This is a genomic window from Streptomyces sp. NPDC107500 (assembly GCF_055582785.1).
Genome location: NZ_JBVJPF010000004.1, coordinates 720916 through 737808, shown reverse-complemented (window position 1 = coordinate 737808; position 16893 = coordinate 720916). Strand labels below are relative to the sequence as shown.

Annotated in this window: 17 protein-coding genes; 10 read left to right on the top strand and 7 right to left on the bottom strand. The window is 71.8% G+C overall.

The genetic code is table 11. From position 1 onward, the window contains the following. Nucleotides 1–167 precede the first annotated feature (167 nt). The gene (locus ACZ67M_RS19925; RefSeq protein ID WP_361359179.1) at nt 168–1322 is read left to right on the top strand and encodes a CapA family protein; all 1155 of its coding nucleotides are present in this window, start codon (nt 168–170) and stop codon (nt 1320–1322) included. A 53-nt stretch (nt 1323–1375) separates the two neighbouring features. On the opposite strand, the gene ACZ67M_RS19920 is transcribed toward ACZ67M_RS19925, so the two are convergent. Both ACZ67M_RS19920 and ACZ67M_RS19915 read right to left on the bottom strand, forming a co-directional pair. Then, on the bottom strand, nt 1376–2782 hold the full coding sequence (locus ACZ67M_RS19920; RefSeq protein ID WP_392016902.1) for an amino acid permease: 1407 nt from the start codon (nt 2780–2782) through the stop codon (nt 1376–1378). A 100-nt stretch (nt 2783–2882) separates the two neighbouring features. Continuing rightward, the gene (locus ACZ67M_RS19915) at nt 2883–3344 is read right to left on the bottom strand and encodes a universal stress protein (protein ID WP_307016575.1); all 462 of its coding nucleotides are present in this window, start codon (nt 3342–3344) and stop codon (nt 2883–2885) included. Nucleotides 3345–3454: 110 nt separating this feature from the next. Between ACZ67M_RS19915 and ACZ67M_RS19910 the strand changes: the two genes are divergently transcribed. Further along, nucleotides 3455–4288 carry a polysaccharide deacetylase family protein gene (locus ACZ67M_RS19910; RefSeq protein ID WP_385796414.1) on the top strand — a complete coding sequence of 278 codons (834 nt, stop codon included), beginning with the start codon at nt 3455–3457 and terminating at the stop codon, nt 4286–4288. A gap of 29 nt (nt 4289–4317) precedes the next feature. On the opposite strand, the gene ACZ67M_RS19905 is transcribed toward ACZ67M_RS19910, so the two are convergent. Further along, nucleotides 4318–4983, bottom strand: a complete 666-nt coding sequence (locus ACZ67M_RS19905) for a class F sortase (RefSeq protein WP_361359188.1) — start codon at nt 4981–4983, stop codon at nt 4318–4320. A 330-nt stretch (nt 4984–5313) separates the two neighbouring features. On the opposite strand from ACZ67M_RS19905, the gene ACZ67M_RS19900 reads away from it, so the two are divergent. Then, nucleotides 5314–5808: a hypothetical protein gene (locus ACZ67M_RS19900; protein WP_469851962.1), complete on the top strand. Its 495-nt coding sequence runs from the start codon at nt 5314–5316 to the stop codon at nt 5806–5808. An 89-nt stretch (nt 5809–5897) separates the two neighbouring features. On the opposite strand, the gene ACZ67M_RS19895 is transcribed toward ACZ67M_RS19900, so the two are convergent. From ACZ67M_RS19895 to ACZ67M_RS19885, 3 genes are all read right to left on the bottom strand, one after another. Next, nucleotides 5898–6422: a hypothetical protein gene (locus ACZ67M_RS19895; RefSeq protein ID WP_469851960.1), complete on the bottom strand. Its 525-nt coding sequence runs from the start codon at nt 6420–6422 to the stop codon at nt 5898–5900. 191 nt (nt 6423–6613) lie between these two features. After that, on the bottom strand, nt 6614–7378 hold the full coding sequence (locus ACZ67M_RS19890) for a bestrophin-like domain (RefSeq protein WP_385796419.1): 765 nt from the start codon (nt 7376–7378) through the stop codon (nt 6614–6616). Between the two features lie 16 nt (nt 7379–7394). Beyond that, nucleotides 7395–7526: a hypothetical protein gene (locus ACZ67M_RS19885; protein WP_392104222.1), complete on the bottom strand. Its 132-nt coding sequence runs from the start codon at nt 7524–7526 to the stop codon at nt 7395–7397. A gap of 232 nt (nt 7527–7758) precedes the next feature. Between ACZ67M_RS19885 and ACZ67M_RS19880 the strand changes: the two genes are divergently transcribed. From ACZ67M_RS19880 to rmdA, 4 genes are all read left to right on the top strand, one after another. Further along, nucleotides 7759–7887 (top strand): hypothetical protein, encoded by a 129-nt coding sequence (locus ACZ67M_RS19880; RefSeq protein WP_392104221.1) that lies wholly within the window; start codon nt 7759–7761, stop codon nt 7885–7887. A gap of 381 nt (nt 7888–8268) precedes the next feature. Beyond that, nucleotides 8269–9216: an SCO0930 family lipoprotein gene (locus ACZ67M_RS19875; RefSeq protein ID WP_361359674.1), complete on the top strand. Its 948-nt coding sequence runs from the start codon at nt 8269–8271 to the stop codon at nt 9214–9216. 217 nt (nt 9217–9433) lie between these two features. Beyond that, nucleotides 9434–10246, top strand: coding sequence for an SAM-dependent methyltransferase (locus ACZ67M_RS19870; RefSeq protein WP_361359203.1), 813 nt, complete (start codon nt 9434–9436; stop codon nt 10244–10246). Continuing rightward, nucleotides 10243–12387, top strand: a complete 2145-nt coding sequence (gene rmdA, locus ACZ67M_RS19865) for a cyclic Di-GMP phosphodiesterase RmdA (protein WP_361359206.1) — start codon at nt 10243–10245, stop codon at nt 12385–12387. Before ACZ67M_RS19870 ends, rmdA begins: the two co-directional genes overlap by 4 nt. A gap of 106 nt (nt 12388–12493) precedes the next feature. Here rmdA and ACZ67M_RS19860 read toward each other — a convergent pair whose 3' ends face one another. Further along, nucleotides 12494–13378 carry a LysR family transcriptional regulator gene (locus ACZ67M_RS19860; RefSeq protein ID WP_392016911.1) on the bottom strand — a complete coding sequence of 295 codons (885 nt, stop codon included), beginning with the start codon at nt 13376–13378 and terminating at the stop codon, nt 12494–12496. 131 nt (nt 13379–13509) lie between these two features. Here ACZ67M_RS19860 and ACZ67M_RS19855 point away from each other — a divergent pair, with 131 nt between their 5' ends. The 3 genes from ACZ67M_RS19855 to ACZ67M_RS19845 are packed head-to-tail and all read left to right on the top strand — an operon-like array spanning nt 13510 to nt 16878. Beyond that, nucleotides 13510–14181 carry a succinate dehydrogenase gene (locus ACZ67M_RS19855; protein ID WP_361359677.1) on the top strand — a complete coding sequence of 224 codons (672 nt, stop codon included), beginning with the start codon at nt 13510–13512 and terminating at the stop codon, nt 14179–14181. Nucleotide 14182: 1 nt separating this feature from the next. Beyond that, nucleotides 14183–16132, top strand: coding sequence for a fumarate reductase/succinate dehydrogenase flavoprotein subunit (locus ACZ67M_RS19850; RefSeq protein ID WP_469851956.1), 1950 nt, complete (start codon nt 14183–14185; stop codon nt 16130–16132). Next, nucleotides 16129–16878: a succinate dehydrogenase/fumarate reductase iron-sulfur subunit gene (locus tag ACZ67M_RS19845; protein ID WP_307016588.1), complete on the top strand. Its 750-nt coding sequence runs from the start codon at nt 16129–16131 to the stop codon at nt 16876–16878. Before ACZ67M_RS19850 ends, ACZ67M_RS19845 begins: the two co-directional genes overlap by 4 nt. Nucleotides 16879–16893 lie beyond the last annotated feature (15 nt).

The following is a 16893-nucleotide window of genomic DNA, read 5'->3' as shown; positions in this document are numbered from 1 at the left end:
CGACGAACGGTCGGCGCACCCGGACCGGCCGGTCGCGCACCCCGTTCGCGCACGCCGGACGGGCTAATGGGCGTGTCGGAGCCGCCTGTGACGCAACGAACCTCCTTACCTGTTTGTAAGTAAATGTGACTATTCCTCGGTGTGTGCGACCTCAGCGGAGTGAACGGATGATCACACGCAGTCGGCAGGTGGCCCTGGCCCTGACCGCTCTCCTCACCGCGGGCGCGGCCTGCCAGGCCCGCGACCACGAACCGCCGAAGCGACCGGCGCCGGCCCCGTCCGCCGCGGACACCGGCGTCTTCACGCTGGTCGCCTCCGGCGACGTCCTGCCGCACGACACGATCATCGAGCGGGCCCGCTTCGACGCCGGCGGCACCGGCCACGACTTCGGCCCCATGCTGGCCGGCGCCCGGCCCGTCGTCTCGCGGGCCGACCTCGCCCTGTGCCACATGGAGACCGTTTACGGCGCCCACGGCGACTACAGCGGCTACCCCCTCTTCAAGTCCCCGCCCGAGGTGGCCAAGGCCCTGGCCGCCACCGGCTACGACGGCTGCTCCACCGCCTCCAACCACAGCGTCGACGACGGCGCCGAAGGCATCCGCCGGACCCTGGACGCCCTCGACCGGGCCGGGGTGCGGCACGCCGGGACGGCGCGCACCGAGGCCGAGTCGCGCACCACGACGGTCCTACGCGCGGGCCGCGCCGAGGTCGCCCACCTCTCGTACACACTCCACACCAACGGCCACCCCCTGCCCGACGGGCAGCCCTGGGCGGTCGGCATGATCGACGAGGCACGGATCATCGCCGACGCCCGGACCGCCCGGAGGGCCGGCGCGGACGTCGTCGTCGTGTCCATGCACTGGGGCACCGAGTGGCAGGACGAGCCCGACGGCGACCAGTTGGCCCTGGCCGAGAGCCTCACCGCGGCACGCACCGGCGACCGCCCCGACATCGACCTGATCCTCGGCACCCACGCCCACGTCCCGCAGGCGTACGAGAAGGTCAACGGCACCTGGGTGATCTACGGCATGGGCGACCAGATCGCCGGCGAGATGATCAACGACTCGGGCGCCCACGATCCGCGCGGCAACGAGTCGACCATCGGCCGCTTCACCTTCGCCCCGCCCGCCCGGTCCGGCGAACGCTGGCGGGTGACGAAGGCGGAGTTCGTCCCGCAGCTGTTCGACGTGGACGCCGGCCGGGTGGTGAACCTCAATGAGGCGCTGGAGAAGGGCGCCGAGGTGCGCGGGGTGCGCGACCGGATCCGCGACGTCGTCCTCGGCCGGGGCGCGGCCGAGGACGGGCTGCTGATGGGGAAGTAGCCCAGGAGCCCCGTCGACGTCGTCGAGGGTCGGACCGGCTTCCCGCGCACCCGCTAACGGCGCGCCAGTTCCGACCTCCGGTACGAGTAGGCGAAGTAGATCACCAGACCCACCAGGAACCACACGGCGAACCGCGCCCAGGTCTGCCACTGGAGGAACGTGATCAGCCAGATCGAGAAGACGATGCCGACCGCCGGCACGAACGGCATCCACGGGGTGCGGAAGGTGCGCGGCAGGTCCGGCTGCCGGTAGCGCAGCACGATCACCGCCGCGCACACCACCACGAACGCCAGCAGGATGCCGATGTTGGTCAGCTCGGCCGCCTCGCCGATCGGCAGGAACCCGGCGATCGCGGCCGACGCGACACCGACGATCCAGGTGACCCGGGTCGGCACGTGCCGCGTCGGGTGCGTCTTGGCGAACCACTTGGGCAGCAGACCGTCCCGCGACATGGAGAACCACACGCGGGTGACGCCCAGCATGAACGTGAACATCACGGTCAGGATGCCGATGATGGCGCCCACCGCGATGACGTCCGCCAGCCCGCTCAGGCCCACCGACTTGAACGCCGTGGAGAAGCCGCTCTCCGGGTCGATGTCCTTGTAGTTCTGCATTCCGGTGAGGACCAGGCAGGCCGCCACGTACAGCACCATCGAGATGACCAGGGAGTAGATGATCGCCTTCGGCATGTGCCGCTGGGCGTCCTTGGACTCCTCGGCCGCCGTCGACATGGCGTCGTAGCCGAAGACCGCGAAGAACACCGTCGCCGCACCGGTGAAGGCCCCGCCGACCCCGTACGGGAAGAACGGGTTGTAGTTCGAGGTGTCGATGTGAAAGACGCCGACCGCGATCACCAGCAGCACCACCAGCACCTTCAGCACCACGACGACCATCTCGAACCGGGCCGCGTTGCGGATGCCCAGGGTGAGCAGGTAGGCGATCAGCAGGCACAGCACGGCCGCGAACAGGTCGACCTTGTGGCCGTCCCCGGTGCCGGGCGCGCCCAGCATCCAGTTCGGCAGGTCGGCGCCCATCTCGCCCACCAGGAAGCTGAAGTAGCCGGAGATGCCGATGGCGACCACCGCCACGATCGCCGTGTACTCCAGCAGCAGGTCCCAGCCGATGAACCAGCCCACCAGCTCCCCGAGGACGGCGTAGCCGTAGGTGTAGGCGGAGCCCGCCTTCGGGATCAGCCCGGCGAACTCGGCGTACGACAGCGCGGCCGCCGCGCTCGCGACGCCCGCGATGAGGAAGGACACCAGGACGGCGGGGCCCGCCGTGCCGTTGGCGACCGTGCCGGCCAGCGTGAAGATGCCGGCCCCGATGATGCCGCCCACGCCGATCGCGGTCAGCTGCCACAAGCCGAGCGAGCGCACCAGGCCCCCGCCGCTCTCCGTCTCCTCGATGTGCTCGATGGGTTTGCGGCGGAGAACACCCTCACCCATGCGGAACCGGGCCATGCGCCTCACCTCTTCGTGAACGGCAAACGGCTGACGGTGGATCATGATGACGCACACACGTCCGCTTCGGAAGCCGCGACGCACGCCGCGCCGGGGAACGCTACGGCACCACGGTCACCGGCCAGCGCCCCGCCTTCACCAGCCGCACCGCGACGGAGCCGACGAACCGGTGGCCCGCCTGCTCGGAGGCGCCCACCACCACCGCGTCCGCCTTCAGCTGGTCGGCGGTCGCCACCAGACCGTTGTAGGGGTCGCCGCGGAACGTGTGGAACTCCCAGCGGACGTCGAATATCCCCTTGACCCGCTCGGTCGCCTCCCGAATCTGGGCCACCAGGTCCTCGGCGATCTCGTCCGTCGTCTCCGCCACCGGCGCCCCGAGGGCCGCGCCCCCGGCCAGCATCGGCTGCACGTACACCACCGCGAGCAGCGCACCCTGGCGCCGGGCCAGACCACCGGCGTAGGCGGCCGCCCTCAGCGAGGAGTCGGAGCCGTCGACACCGGCGACGATGACCTTCGGCCCGTCCGTGCCCCGTTCGAACTGATGGGAGTGCTGTTCCGTCACGCGGTGAGGTTATCGGAGTCGTCGATGATCTTGGGCCGTGCGGGTGGTTCCGTGCCGCCGCACCGGTGTCGCACAGGTGCGCCGGACCGTGACCGGGCGAGTGATGAGTCATGAAGAAGGATCAGTTGCTCTCACGCCGGGGGCTGCTCGCCGGCGCCGCGGCAGCCGCGGCTGCCGGCACCGCCGGCGCACTCGCCGCGGGCCTCGGAAGCGACCCCGCCCCGTCGGCCGCGCCCGCTCCCGGGCCCCCGCGGCGCGGCCCCCTCAAACCCTCCGCCTACCGACTCCAGCCCCTGACGGGATACGGCGCGCCCGGCGCCGCACCCGGGCGGCCACCGGTCCGCAGCGAGCCGATCCTGCGCATGACGGGCCGGGGCCGCACCATGCTGCTCACCTTCGACGACGGACCCCACCCCGAGTACACGCCGCACATCCTGGACACCCTGGCCAAGTACGACGTGCGCGCGACGTTCTTCGTCTGCGGGGAGATGGCCGACTTCAACCGGGACCTGCTCTCCCGCATGGCCGACGAGGGACACGTGGTCGGCAACCACACCTGGTCCCACCCGTTGCTGACCACCCTCTCCCGGCGCCGCATCCGCTCCGAGATGGAGCGCACCAGCGAGGTGATCGACAAGGCCTACGGCGAGCCGCCCCGCTGGTTCCGGGCGCCGTACGGGGCGTGGAACCGCAAGGCCTTCCGGCTCGGCGCCGAGCTGGGCATGGAACCGCTGGCCTGGACCGTGGACACCCTCGACTGGACCACCCCCGGCACCCGCACCATCGTCGACCGGGTCGAGGACGGCGCCGCCCCCGGCGTCGTGGTGCTCTCCCACGACGCCGGGGGCGACCGTTCACAGAGCGTCCGCGCCCTGCGGCGCTACCTGCCCGAGCTGCTGGACTCCGGCTACCACCTCACCGTCCCCCGGCGGAGCCACGTCTGACCTCGCCGGGCCCGCCGGGCCGGGGCCGCTCAGCGGGCCTCGACCAGGCGGGCGAAGGCGACGACGTTCCCGTCGTAGCCGTTCTGCTTGGAGAAACCGCCACCACAGGTGATGACCCGCAGCTCGGGGCTGCCCTTCGAGGCGTAGACCCGGTCGCCGGGGAAGTTGTTCTTCTCGAACACCTCGATGCCGTAGATCTCGAACACCGCCGTCTTTCCGTCCTGGCGGTGCACCTCGACCCTGTTGCCCTTCTTCAGCGCCCCGAGCCCGTAGAAGACGGCCGGGCCCTGCTGGTTGTCCACGTGACCGACGACGACCGCGGTGCCCTTCTCCCCGGGAGCGACGGCGCCCGTGAACCAGCCGGCCAGGTTCGGGTCCTCGGGCGGCGGCGCGTCCACCCAGCCGTCCGCGTCCAGACCGACCGGCATGATCGGCGCGTCGACCTGGATGCCGGGGATCGCGACCCGGTCGGGCACCGCGTACGGCAACGGGGCCACCCCCTTGGCCGCGCCGTCACCGGCTGCCACGCGGGTGTCCGAGGCGGCGGCGGACGCCGGCTGCGGCGGGCCCACGTCGAATTCCCCCGAGCCGTTCCGGATGAGCGCGAGGCCGGTCAGCAGAACAAGCGCTATGACGCCCCAGGGAGCGCGCCTCCTGTGCCGCTCCTCCTCTTCGGCCAACTCGGAGTCGTACATTCTCCATCCCCTCTCGACCCGGCCGTCGCCGGATCATCCGCGCATGGCAGCACGCTAAGCGCCGCGCGGGGGACCGGCGACGGGGCGGCGGCGAACGGGTGGCGGGGGCCTCCTCGCGTGCGCCATCCGGGACGCGGCCGCGGGAAATTTCTGACGGTGTGTGACCTGCGGCGATAGCCACTGGCGCGGTTGTCGCCCGGTACGCCCCTCACCAGTACGGACCATTCCCGAAATGCGGCCCCGCGCAAGGCAACTGAGGGTCTTTCTGGGAGGCGCTTTCTCGCCGATCGACCGGGAACGGGACCCGGGGCGTCTTCCGCGGAGGATCAGATGCGTAACACTCGTGCCCTCGCGGCAGCCGGCGCCGCGGTCGCTGTCCTCGGGCTGGCCGCCCCCACGGCCGCCGCCGGCGGCGACCACAACCAGCCCAGGAACATCGTCGCCATGCCCAGCGTCATCGCCCGCGGCGGTCAGATGACCGTCACGGTCGACGGCTGCCCGCAGGGCGGCACGATGACCTCGGACGCCTTCCGGACCACCCACCTGACCCCGGTCAGGGGAGCCAACGAGACGTCCCGGGGCACCGCCACCATCAGGCAGGACGCCCGCCCGGGCTCGTACGACATCACCGTCAACTGCTCGGGCAGGCGGCTCACCCGCCCGGCCGCCTTCACGGTCATCGGCGGTGTCCGCGGCGGCATCGGCGGCAGCAGCTCCGACGGGGCGACGTCGACGGACATGGCGATCGGCGGCGGGCTCGTCGCGGCGGCCGTCGCCGGCGGTGGCCTGTTCTGGCTGCGCCGCCGCTCCGAGCGGCGCATCTGAAGCCCTCCCGTCCGCCCCGTCCGCACGCGCACGGCGCTTCGCCCCGGATCCCGTGAGGGTCCGGGGCGAAGCGCCGTGCGCGCGGAGGGTCAGGCGCCGTCCTCGCCGGAGCGGCGGCGCGAGAGGTGGTACGCGACGCCCACCGAGCCGGCCACGAGCGCGGCACCGAGCCCGAGCTGCTTCATGTCGAGTCCGGCGATGCTGCCGCCCTCACCGGCGTGCACGCCCTTGGGGTGCTGGGACTCGGGCGTCCAGTGGTGCGAGCCGCCCGCGATGGTCAGGTCCGCGGTGCTGGTCCTGTGCCTACAGGCGAACGTCACCTGGTAGACCGCCCCGCGCCGGGCGTCGTGGTGCACCCGCGCCGTCGCCGAGTAGTCGTCCCGCGGGATGGTCACCGTGTCGAACACCGGCGACGTGACCGTGACCCGTCCGCGGCACCCGGCGTCGCTGCGGCTCACCCCCAGCGTGACCTCGTCGCCCGGGGCGACGGTCGCGGGGGTGACGGTGAAGCCGAACGTCGAGTCGTGTCCGCCCACGGCGGCCCCGGCCGGTACGCAGGCGGAGAGGGCGGCGACCCCCAGCAGTGCGACCGAGGCGACGGGTATCGCGCGCATGGTCAATCCTCCGGGTCCCCGAGGAGCGGCGGCGGACCTGTTCCGCTCGCGCCAGAAACGCACCTCGATGTCCGAAACGCTAGGAAACGGGACCCGGGGGCGCGATCGCAGTCGCGCGAATGGGGCAACCTTGTGGGCCGCTCAGGGGACGGTGGCGGCGTGTCGGACGCCGGGACGTCCCCTGGCCCGGCTCAGCCCTTCACGTCGGGGAAGAGGCTCAGGAACGGATCGGTCGACGCGGCGACCCCTCGGCTGAAGGGGGCGTCGAAGTCCCAGATGAGGAAGAGCAGGAACGCGATCAGCGCCGAGAACAGCCCGGCGAGGACCAGCTCGCGTGTGGTGCGCCGGATCTGGAGGGCGAAGACCATCCCGATCGTGATGACGCCCCCCGCGATCAGCCCGAACCACACCACCCCCGGCATGGTCTCGCCCGTCGACTGCGCGCGGGCGCTGCGGGCCTGGTCCACCGCGGCCACCTGGTCCACCAGCGGCTGGTACGCCTGGGCCTCGAAGTCGGACCTCGGCTCGTAGTCGGTGACGTCCGCGCGGACCCGGTCGAGCAGCTCGGTGCCGCGCTCGGTCACCTCGCCCCGGTCGGCCATGGCCTTCCACTCGGTGGTGACGACGTGTCCGACATAGGCGTTGACATCCTCCCGGATGCGGTCACGCACGTCGGGCGGATAGGACCGGACGCGTTCCGAGATCTCGTGCAGCGCGACGGCCTCCGTCTGCACGTTGTCCTGGGCGGCGCTGCGTGCCTCCCAGACGCCGGCGATGGCCAGTCCCAGGACGATGGCGTACACCACCCCGATCCACATCGTCATGTACTCGATGACGTCCGGGGTCTCGGTGATGTCCTCGTCGTCGGACGCCGCGCGGTGCCGTAGGAGGGTGATGACGACCACCACGGCGCAGGCGGCAAGCATCGCGAGGGTGAGAACAAGCCATTCCGGCAAGAGAGGCCTCCAGGATTCAGCGCGCACGGAGCGCGGCGACGGCGACCACCGCGGGCACCGTGATGAGCAGGACGAAGACGATCGGCGACGTGGCACCGCGCGAGGACCGCTGCGCGGGCCGGGCGGCGCGATGGCGCGGGTAGTGCACCGGACTCAGCGACGGGCGGGGTTCGGGCGTGGCCGACGGGGAGGGGGCGGGTGCCGGGGGAGGGGCCGGCCTGGGGGTGGGGCTCGGCGTCGGCGTGGGCCGTGCGGGGGCCGGCCGCGGCTGGGGCGGTGGCGGCGGTTCCTCTCTGGCGGGGGGTGGCGGCGGGGGCGGGGGCTTCGGTGCGGGGGGCGGTGGGGGAGTGGGTTTCGGGGGCGGAGGTTCGGGAGTCGGCGTGGGAGTGGGAGTGGGAGTGGGTGTCGGCGTCGGCGTGGGCTTGGGGCACGGCGGGAAGGTGGGCCAGGAGGCGCTGCTCCCGGCCACCGCCACCGCGTGCGTACCGTCCGGTCCGGTCGACGCGTAGGCGCAGGCGTCCGCCTGCGCGGTGCCGACGGGCACGCCGACGAGCGTGAACGTCAGCGTCACCAGGGCCAACACCCGTCCACCGGCGGCGGATCGGGTCGGTTCGGGTCCATGCACGACGCAGATCATGGAGCCTGGCGAGCCGGGCCACGCCCGAGTGCCCGGTGATTGCCCCGAAGGAGGGACACGGGCCGACCAGCGGTTTGACCTCCGCCGGCCCGCCCGCGTCGGACCCCGCACCCGTGTACGAATCCGGCGAGCGGTGGCCGCCGGAAAGAATCCCGCCCCCCGTTGAACACAACCGGCACCCCCGTGCGTACCCAGTGTCGTGCGGCGGCCCGGACGGGAGCCGCAACACCTTCACGATGATCGGGGATTGACGATGAAGACCTCCTGGCGGAGCGCCTCACTCGTGGCGAGCGCTGCGGTGCTGCTGGCGCTGACGACGGCGTGCGGCCAGGACGGCGGCGCCCCCACCGGCAGCCAGAACGTGGGCGCCACGGCCGCGCCCGGCGACGTCGGCGACATCGGGGCGGGGGCCGGCGACGGAATCGGCAACGGCTCGGCCAAGCCCCAGGGTTCGGCGAGCGCGCCGGAGCCCGCGGGCAAGCTGTCGGTGTCCACGAACGCCGCGGTCGGCGAGGTGGTGACCGACGGAGCGGGCCACACCCTCTACCGCTTCGACGCCGACACCGCCAAGCCGCCCAAGACGACCTGCGAGAACGACTGCGCCACCGCCTGGCCGCCGGTGGCCGCGGACGACGCCCTCGCCGGGGAGGGCATCGACAAGGACCTGCTCGGCGAGGTCACCCGCCCCGACGGCACCAAGCAGCTGACCATCGGCGGCTGGCCCGCGTACCGCTACGCCAAGGACGCCGCCGCCGGGGACGCCAAGGGCCAGGGAGTCGGCGGCAAGTGGTTCGCGCTGGCCGCCGACGGCAAGAAGGCCAAGGCCGCCGACCTGGCCGGGCTCTCCACCCGCGAGGATCCGAAGCTCGGCGAGATCGTCGTCGACAAGAACGGCATGACCGTCTACCGCTTCATGAAGGACGAGGCCTGGCCGAAGCCCGTCTCGGCGTGCACCGGAGCCTGCCTGGAGAAGTGGCCGGTCGTCGCCCCCGTCGAGGCCAACGACACCAAGGGCGTGGAGAAGAAGGGCCTGATGAGCTTCACCCGGCCCGACGGCGCAGCCCAGCAGACGATCGACTGCTGGCCGATCTACACCTTCGCCGGCGACAAGAAGGCCGGTGACACCAACGGGCAGGGCGTCGGGGGCACCTGGTACGCCGTAAAGCCCGACGGGAAGCCGGTCGGCGCGCCGAAGAAGTAGCGGCCCCCAGCCTTGGCGCGCACGAACGGGGCCGTCCCCTCCGTACCCGGACGGAGGGGACGGCCCCGTTCGTGCGCTTTGATGTGCCTTGGTGCCCCGCATGTGCCGCAGGCAGTGACCGGGAACGGACGGTCAATTTCCGTTTGGGCTCGCTCCTTTGGCGGACGATCAGTAGCCTCAGCTCGAACACCGGACCGGCTACGCCTTGGAGAACTGGATGGAGCGTCCCGCCTGGGCCCCCCGCAGCATCGACATCTCGGTGCCCAGCGTGTCCCGGATCTACGACTTCTACCTGGGCGGTTCGCACAACTTCGAGGTCGACCGGGAAGCCGCCCGCCGCGCCATGGAGTTCCTGCCGGGGCTCCCCAAGATCATGCAGGCGAACCGGGCGTTCATGCGCCGCGCCGTGCGCTTCGCGGCCGAAGAGGGCATCGACCAGTTCCTGGACATCGGCTCCGGCATCCCCACCTTCGGCAACGTCCACGAGGTGGCCGGACGCGCCCGCCCCGGCGCCCGCGTCGTGTACGTCGACCACGACCCGGTGGCGGTCGCCCACAGCGAGGCCGTCCTGGCGGGCAACGACGACGCGGGTGTGGTGGCGGCGGACCTCCTCAAGCCGGGGGAGATCCTCAACAGCCCCCAGGTGCGGGGGCTGATCGACCTGAATCGACCGGTCGCCCTCCTGCTGGTTGCCATACTGCACTTCGTGGAAGACGCGGACGACCCGTACGCGGCGGTGGCCGAGCTGAGCGACGCGCTCGCGCCCGGCAGCCTGCTCGTGCTCACGCATGCCTCGTACGAGGGAATCCCGCTGCCCGCCGAGCGGGCCGGGGGAGCGGTGGACGTGTACCGGGACATCCGCAATCCGCTGATCATGCGTTCGCGCGACGACATCGCGCGGTTCTTCAAGGGGTACGACATGGTGGAACCCGGACTGGTTCCGATGCCGCGCTGGCGGCCCGAGGGGTCGCCGGAGGACGAGGACCCGTACGCGTTCTCCGGGTTCGCCGGCGTGGGACGTACGGCGTGAAGGCGGAGCCGGACGGGCCGGAGGACAGACTCCGCAGGTTCGCGACGATCTGGAGCCGGGCCGTGTTCCCGGTGACCTCGACGTCGTCCACCCGGCCCGAGTTCGAGGCCCAACTGCTCCCGCTGGCCCGCCGGCTGAGCGAGGTGCTGCGCGCCCGCGCCTTCGACGCGGCCGAGGCCCGTGCGGTCGGCGCCGCGCTCGTCGACGCCCACTGCACCGACCCCGAGGCGCTGGCCCGGACGCTCGACTGCGTCGACGCCTACCTGGTGCTCTACTGCGGCGAGGACGGCGACCCCGAGGGCCTGCGGGCCCGGTCGGCGCGGCTCCAGCACGCGATGGCCGCCGGGTACGCCGGCGCGCTGCGGGCCAGGACCCTGGCCGAGCAGGAGGCCATCGCGCAGGCCGCCCTCAAGGCGCAGGGCGTGGTGGCGGAGGCGCTTCACGCCAGCGAGGCCCGCTTCCGCGCGGTCTTCGAGGGCGCCGCCATAGGCATCGGCATCGCCGACCTGGAGGGCAACGTCCTCCAGGTCAACGACGCGCTGATGCGCATGTTCGGCATCGCCGACCCGACGCTCGGGGGCCGCAGGGCTACCGAGTGGACGCACCCCGACGACGCGCCGCAGACCTGGCGCCTCTACGACGAGCTGGTGCGCGGCGAGCGCGAGCACTACCACGTGGAGAAGGCCTTCTACCGGCCCGACGGCACCGTCCTGTGGACCAACCTGACCGTCTCGCTGCTGCGGGACGCCGACGGCATCCCGCAGTACCAGCTGGCGCTGATGGAGGACACCACGGAGCGGCGGCTGCTCAACCTGCGGCTGCGCTACGAGGCCACGCACGACGCGCTCACCGGGCTGCCCAACCGGAGCTTCTTCTTCGAACGCCTCGAGAAGGCCCTGAACGCGGGCCCGGGCCAGCGCTTCGGCCTGTGCTACCTCGACCTCGACGGCTTCAAGACCGTCAACGACAGCCTCGGCCACGCGGCCGGCGACCGGCTGCTGGTGGAGGTCGCCGACCGGCTCCAGGCCTGCGCCACGGCGCCCGGCGAGATGGTCGCCCGGCTCGGCGGCGACGAGTTCGTCGCCCTGACCACCGGCCCCGACACCCGGCACGAGGTCGACGAGCTGGCCGGCCGCATCATGAACGCGCTGCTCGCGCCGATCAGCGTCGACGGCCGCGAACTGACCGTGCGCGGCAGCATCGGCATCGTCGAGGGCCCGGCGGGCGAACGCAGCCCGGCGGAGGTGCTGCGCAGCGCCGACATCACCATGTACCGGGCCAAGTCGGCGGGCGGCAACCGCTTCGAGCTGGCCGACCCGGAGGCCGACGCGCGCGTCATCACCCGGCACGGGCTGACCACCGCGCTGCCGGCCGCCCTGGAGCGCGCCGAGTTCTTCATCGAGTACCAGCCGCTGGTCCACCTCGGCGACGGCAGTGTGCGCGGCGCCGAGGCGCTGGTGCGCTGGCTGCACCCGCAGCACGGGGTGCTCGGCCCGGACCGGTTCATCCCGCTCGCCGAGCACACGGGGCTGATCGTGCCGCTGGGCCGCTGGGTCCTGGAGCAGTCCGTGCGGCAGGCCCGCGCCTGGCGGGAACGGTACGGCGAGACGACCGCGGCGGGCCCGCTGCGCATCAACGTCAACCTCTCGCCCTGCCAGCTCACCCACCCGGGCCTGGTCCAGGACACCGTCGAGATCCTGGAGCGGGCCGGGGTCGCGCCCGACGCGCTGTGCCTGGAGGTGACGGAGTCGGCGCTGATCGGCGCGGACGACGACCTGCTCAAGCCGCTGCGCCGGCTGGCCGAGATGGGCGTCGACATCGCCCTGGACGACTTCGGCACCGGCTACTCCAACCTCGCCAACCTGCGCAGGCTGCCGGTCAGCGTCCTCAAACTGGACCGCTCCTTCACGCAGAGCATGCAGCGGTTCCCCGCCGACCCCGTGGACCTCAAGATCGTCGAGGGCATCGTCGCCCTGGCCCACAGCCTCGATCTCTCGGTCACCGTCGAGGGGGTGGAGACCGGCGCCCAGGCGGAACAGCTGCGCATACTGGGCTGCGACACCGCCCAGGGCTGGTACTACGCCCGCCCCGGCCCACCGGACCGCCTGCACGAGCTGGCCCTGGTGGACGCGACGGCCTAGCGCCCCGAAGGGGCGCGGGGAACTGCGCGACCAGCTACGACGCACCCGCGGCCCCGGACGGCGCTGAACGAAAACGGCGCCCCCGGGGGCTCGGAAGAGGGAACCGTCACCGTTCAAGCAGCATCCGCTGCAACTCCCGGGCCGCCCGCGGCGGAGCCACATCGCTGCGGTGCGCCAGCGCGATGGTCCGGTGCAGCCCGGGCCGGGCCAGTGGTGTCACCCGCAGTCCGCGGCCGGAGCGGGCCGCGACCATGCGGGGGACGACCGCCATCCCCAGCCCCGCCCGGACGAATCCCAGCACCGCGTCCATCTCCCCGCCCTCCACCGCGAAGTCCGGCTCGAACCCCGCGGAGCGGCACGCGGCGACGGTCAGCTCCCGCAGGTCGTAGCCGTGCCGGAACATCACCAGGCGTTCGCCCTCCAGGTCCGCGATGTCCACGGTCCGGCGTCCCCCGCCCGGCCGGGCCGCCTCCGGGGACGACACCACGACCAGGTCCTCCCGCAGCAGCTCCACCGTGGTCAGCGCCGGCGAGGCGGTGGGCAGGGGGAGCACGACCAGCGCGAGGTCGAGCGCGCCGCGCGCCAGCTCCCGGACCAGGTCGAGCGAGCCGCCCTCCTCGATCAGCAGCTGGATGCCGGGGTAGCGGTCGTGGAACGCGCGCAGCACGTCGGGGAGCAGGCCCGTGCACAGGCTCGGCGTCGCGCCCAGCCGGACCCGGCCGCGACGCAGCTGCACCAGCTCCAGCACCTCGTGCCGCGCGGTGTCCGCGTCGGCCAGGATGCGCCGGGCCAGCGGCAGCAGCGCCTCCCCGGCGTCGGTGAGGGTGATGTTGCCGCGGGCCCGCAGGAACAGGTCCGCGCCCAGCTCCCGCTCCAGCGCCCTGATCTGCTGGGACAGCGACGGCTGCGCCACGTGGACCGCCTCCGCGGCGCGCGTGAAGTGCCGCGTCTCGGCGACCGCCACGAAGTACTGAAGCTGTTGCAACTGCATACGGCGAGCATACGCCTTCGATAGAGAGTGCCTATGGGATCAAGGTCAACCATGTCTTGGACCGATGGGACATCCTCCCCGTAACGTCCTGTGACATGGCTCTGGCAACGCGGACGGACCGACGGCCGTCCATGGCGCGCACCGTGTGGGACTCGACCGTCGGCAAGAAGACAGTGATGGCGGTCAGCGGTCTCGTCATGCTGCTCTACCTGGTCGCCCACATGATCGGGAACCTGAAGATCTTCTTCGGGCCTCAGGAGATCAATCACTACGCCCACTGGCTGCGTACCGTCGGCGAGCCGTTCATGCACTACGAGTGGACGCTCTGGCTGATCCGCGTCGTCCTCGTGGCCGCCGTGGTCGCGCACGCCACCTCCGCGTACCAGCTGAGCCGCCGCGACATCAAGGCACGCCCCACCAAATACGCGAACAAGAAGGCGGGCAAGAGCTTCGCCACCCGTACGATGCGCTGGGGCGGGATCATCCTCGGCCTGTTCATCGTCTGGCACATCCTCGACCTGACGACCGGCACCGTGCACCCGGGCGGCTACGAGCACCTGCGCCCGTACCAGAACATCATCGACACGTTCTCCACGTGGTACGGGAACGTCATCTACATCGCGGCCGTGGTCGCCCTCGGCTTCCACGTCCGGCACGGCCTGTGGAGCGCCGCCCAGACCCTCGGCGTCGGCAGCCGCACCCGCGACCGCGCCCTGAAGACCGTCGCGAACGTCCTCGCGCTGCTGCTCACGGCCGGCTTCGTCGCCGTACCCGTGGGCGTCATGACCGGAGTGGTGAGCTGACATGACAACCTACGCCGACTACACGACCGGTGAGCCGGTCGCCGACACCAAGGCCCCCGAGGGCCCGGTCAGCGAGCGCTGGGACACGCGCCGTTTCGAGGCGAAGCTGGTCAACCCCGCCAACCGGCGCAAGCAGACCGTCATCGTCGTCGGCACCGGCCTCGCGGGCGGCTCCGCCGGCGCCACCCTCGCCGAACAGGGCTACCACGTCGTCCAGTTCTGCTACCAGGACTCCCCGCGCCGGGCGCACTCCATCGCCGCGCAGGGCGGCATCAACGCCGCGAAGAACTACCGCAACGACGGCGACTCGATCCACCGCCTGTTCTACGACACGGTCAAGGGCGGCGACTTCCGCTCCCGCGAGTCCAACGTGCACCGGCTGGCGCAGATCTCGGTCGAGATCATCGACCAGTGCGTCGCGCAGGGCGTGCCCTTCGCCCGCGAGTACGGCGGCCTGCTCGACACCCGCTCCTTCGGCGGGGTCCAGGTCTCCCGCACCTTCTACGCGCGGGGCCAGACGGGCCAGCAGCTGCTCCTGGGCGCCTACCAGGCGCTCAGCAGGCAGATCGCGGCCGGCAACATCGAGATGCACCCGCGCACCGAGATGCTCGACCTGGTCGTCGTGGACGGGCGGGCGCGCGGCATCGTCGCCCGGGACCTGATCACCGGGAAGATCGACACCTACTTCGCGGACGCCGTCGTGCTGGCCAGCGGCGGCTACGGCAACGTCTTCTACCTGTCGACCAACGCCATGAACTCCAACGCGACCGCCGTCTGGCGGGCGCACCGGCGCGGCGCCTACTTCGCCAACCCCTGCTTCACGCAGATCCACCCCACCTGCATCCCGCGCACCGGCGACCACCAGTCCAAGCTCACGCTGATGAGCGAGTCGCTGCGCAACGACGGCCGGATCTGGGTGCCGAAGGCCAAGGGCGACGACCGGCCGCCGAACAGGATCCCCGAGGACGAGCGCGACTACTACCTGGAGCGCATCTACCCGTCCTTCGGCAACCTCGTCCCCCGCGACATCGCCTCCCGCGCCGCGAAGAACGTCTGCGACGAGGGCAGGGGCGTCGGCCCCGGCGGCCAGGGCGTGTACCTGGACTTCGCCGACGCGATCGAGCGCATGGGGCGCAAGGCGGTCGAGGCCAAGTACGGGAACCTCTTCGACATGTACCAGCGGATCACCGACGAGGACCCGTACCGGGTGCCGATGCGGATCTACCCCGCGGTGCACTACACGATGGGCGGTCTGTGGGTCGACTACGACCTCCAGACCACCGTCCCCGGCCTGTTCGCGATCGGCGAGGCGAACTTCTCCGACCACGGGGCCAACCGGCTCGGCGCCTCCGCGCTCATGCAGGGCCTGGCGGACGGCTACTTCGTCCTCCCGGCCACCATCAACGACTACCTCGCCCGCAACCCGCACAAGGACGAGGTGAACGACGACCACCCGGCGGTGCAGGAGGTGGTCGCCGAGACCGAGGACCGGCTCAACCTGCTCCTCTCCGTGGACGGCGACCGCACCCCGGACTCCTTCCACCGCGAACTGGGCGAGCTGATGTGGGAGTTCTGCGGCATGGCCCGCACCGACTCCGGCCTGCGCAAGGCGCTGGAGCGCATCCCGCAGATCCGCGAGGAGTTCTGGCGCCGCATCAAGGTCCCGGGCACCGGCGAGGAGTTCAACCAGTCGCTGGAGAAGGCCAACCGCGTCGTCGACTACCTGGAGCTCGCCGAGCTGATGTGCCTCGACGCGCTGCACCGCTCCGAGTCCTGCGGCGGCCACTTCCGCGAGGAGTCCCAGACCCCCGACGGCGAGGCGGCCCGCAAGGACGACGAGTTCGGCTACACCGCCGCCTGGGAGTTCACCGGCACCGGCGACGCGCCCACCCTGCACAAGGAAGACCTGGTCTTCGAGTACGTCCACCCCACCCAGCGGAGCTACGCATGAAGCTCACCCTGCGCGTCTGGCGGCAGAAGAACGCCGACGCCGACGGCGCCATGTCCACGTACGAGGTGGACGGGATCTCCCGCGACATGTCCTTCCTGGAGATGCTCGACACCCTCAACGAGGAACTCATCCTCAAGGGCGAGGACCCCGTCGCCTTCGACCACGACTGCCGCGAGGGCATCTGCGGCGCCTGCTCGCTGGTCATCAACGGCGACGCGCACGGACCCGAGCGCACCACCACCTGCCAGCTGCACATGCGGTCCTTCCAGGACGGCGACACCATCGACATCGAGCCGTGGCGGGCTTCGGCCTTCCCGGTCGTGAAGGACCTGGTCGTCGACCGGTCCGCCTTCGACCGGATCATCCAGGCCGGGGGGTACATCACCGCGCCGACCGGCGCGGCCCCGGAGGCCCACGCCGCGCCGGTGCCCAAGCCGGACGCCGACTTCGCCTTCGAGCACGCCGAGTGCATCGGGTGCGGGGCGTGTGTCGCGGCGTGCCCGAACGGGGCGGCGATGCTGTTCACGTCCGCGAAGGTGAACCATCTCAACGTCCTCCCACAGGGGGCGCCCGAGCGGGAGACGCGGGTGCTGGACATGGTGGGGCAGATGGACGAGGAGGGGTTCGGCGGGTGCACGCTGACGGGTGAGTGCGCGACCGCCTGCCCCAAGGGCATTCCGCTGATGTCCATCACCAGCATGAACAAGGAGTGGCTGCGAGCGACCCGCAGGGCGGGCAGGCGCTAGCCGGACGAACGTTCG

Coding starts and splice junctions, on each gene's coding strand:
- ACZ67M_RS19870 (WP_361359203.1), top strand. CDS start 9,434: ATGGAGCGTCCCGCCTGGGCCCCCCGCAGCATCGACATCTCGGTGCCC.
- ACZ67M_RS19895 (WP_469851960.1), bottom strand. CDS start 6,422: ATGCGCGCGATACCCGTCGCCTCGGTCGCACTGCTGGGGGTCGCCGCC.
- ACZ67M_RS19900 (WP_469851962.1), top strand. CDS start 5,314: ATGCGTAACACTCGTGCCCTCGCGGCAGCCGGCGCCGCGGTCGCTGTC.
- ACZ67M_RS19875 (WP_361359674.1), top strand. CDS start 8,269: ATGAAGACCTCCTGGCGGAGCGCCTCACTCGTGGCGAGCGCTGCGGTG.
- ACZ67M_RS19860 (WP_392016911.1), bottom strand. CDS start 13,378: ATGCAGTTGCAACAGCTTCAGTACTTCGTGGCGGTCGCCGAGACGCGG.
- ACZ67M_RS19855 (WP_361359677.1), top strand. CDS start 13,510: ATGGCGCGCACCGTGTGGGACTCGACCGTCGGCAAGAAGACAGTGATG.
- ACZ67M_RS19845 (WP_307016588.1), top strand. CDS start 16,129: ATGAAGCTCACCCTGCGCGTCTGGCGGCAGAAGAACGCCGACGCCGAC.
- ACZ67M_RS19910 (WP_385796414.1), top strand. CDS start 3,455: ATGAAGAAGGATCAGTTGCTCTCACGCCGGGGGCTGCTCGCCGGCGCC.
- ACZ67M_RS19850 (WP_469851956.1), top strand. CDS start 14,183: ATGACAACCTACGCCGACTACACGACCGGTGAGCCGGTCGCCGACACC.
- ACZ67M_RS19925 (WP_361359179.1), top strand. CDS start 168: ATGATCACACGCAGTCGGCAGGTGGCCCTGGCCCTGACCGCTCTCCTC.
- ACZ67M_RS19920 (WP_392016902.1), bottom strand. CDS start 2,782: ATGGCCCGGTTCCGCATGGGTGAGGGTGTTCTCCGCCGCAAACCCATC.
- ACZ67M_RS19905 (WP_361359188.1), bottom strand. CDS start 4,983: ATGTACGACTCCGAGTTGGCCGAAGAGGAGGAGCGGCACAGGAGGCGC.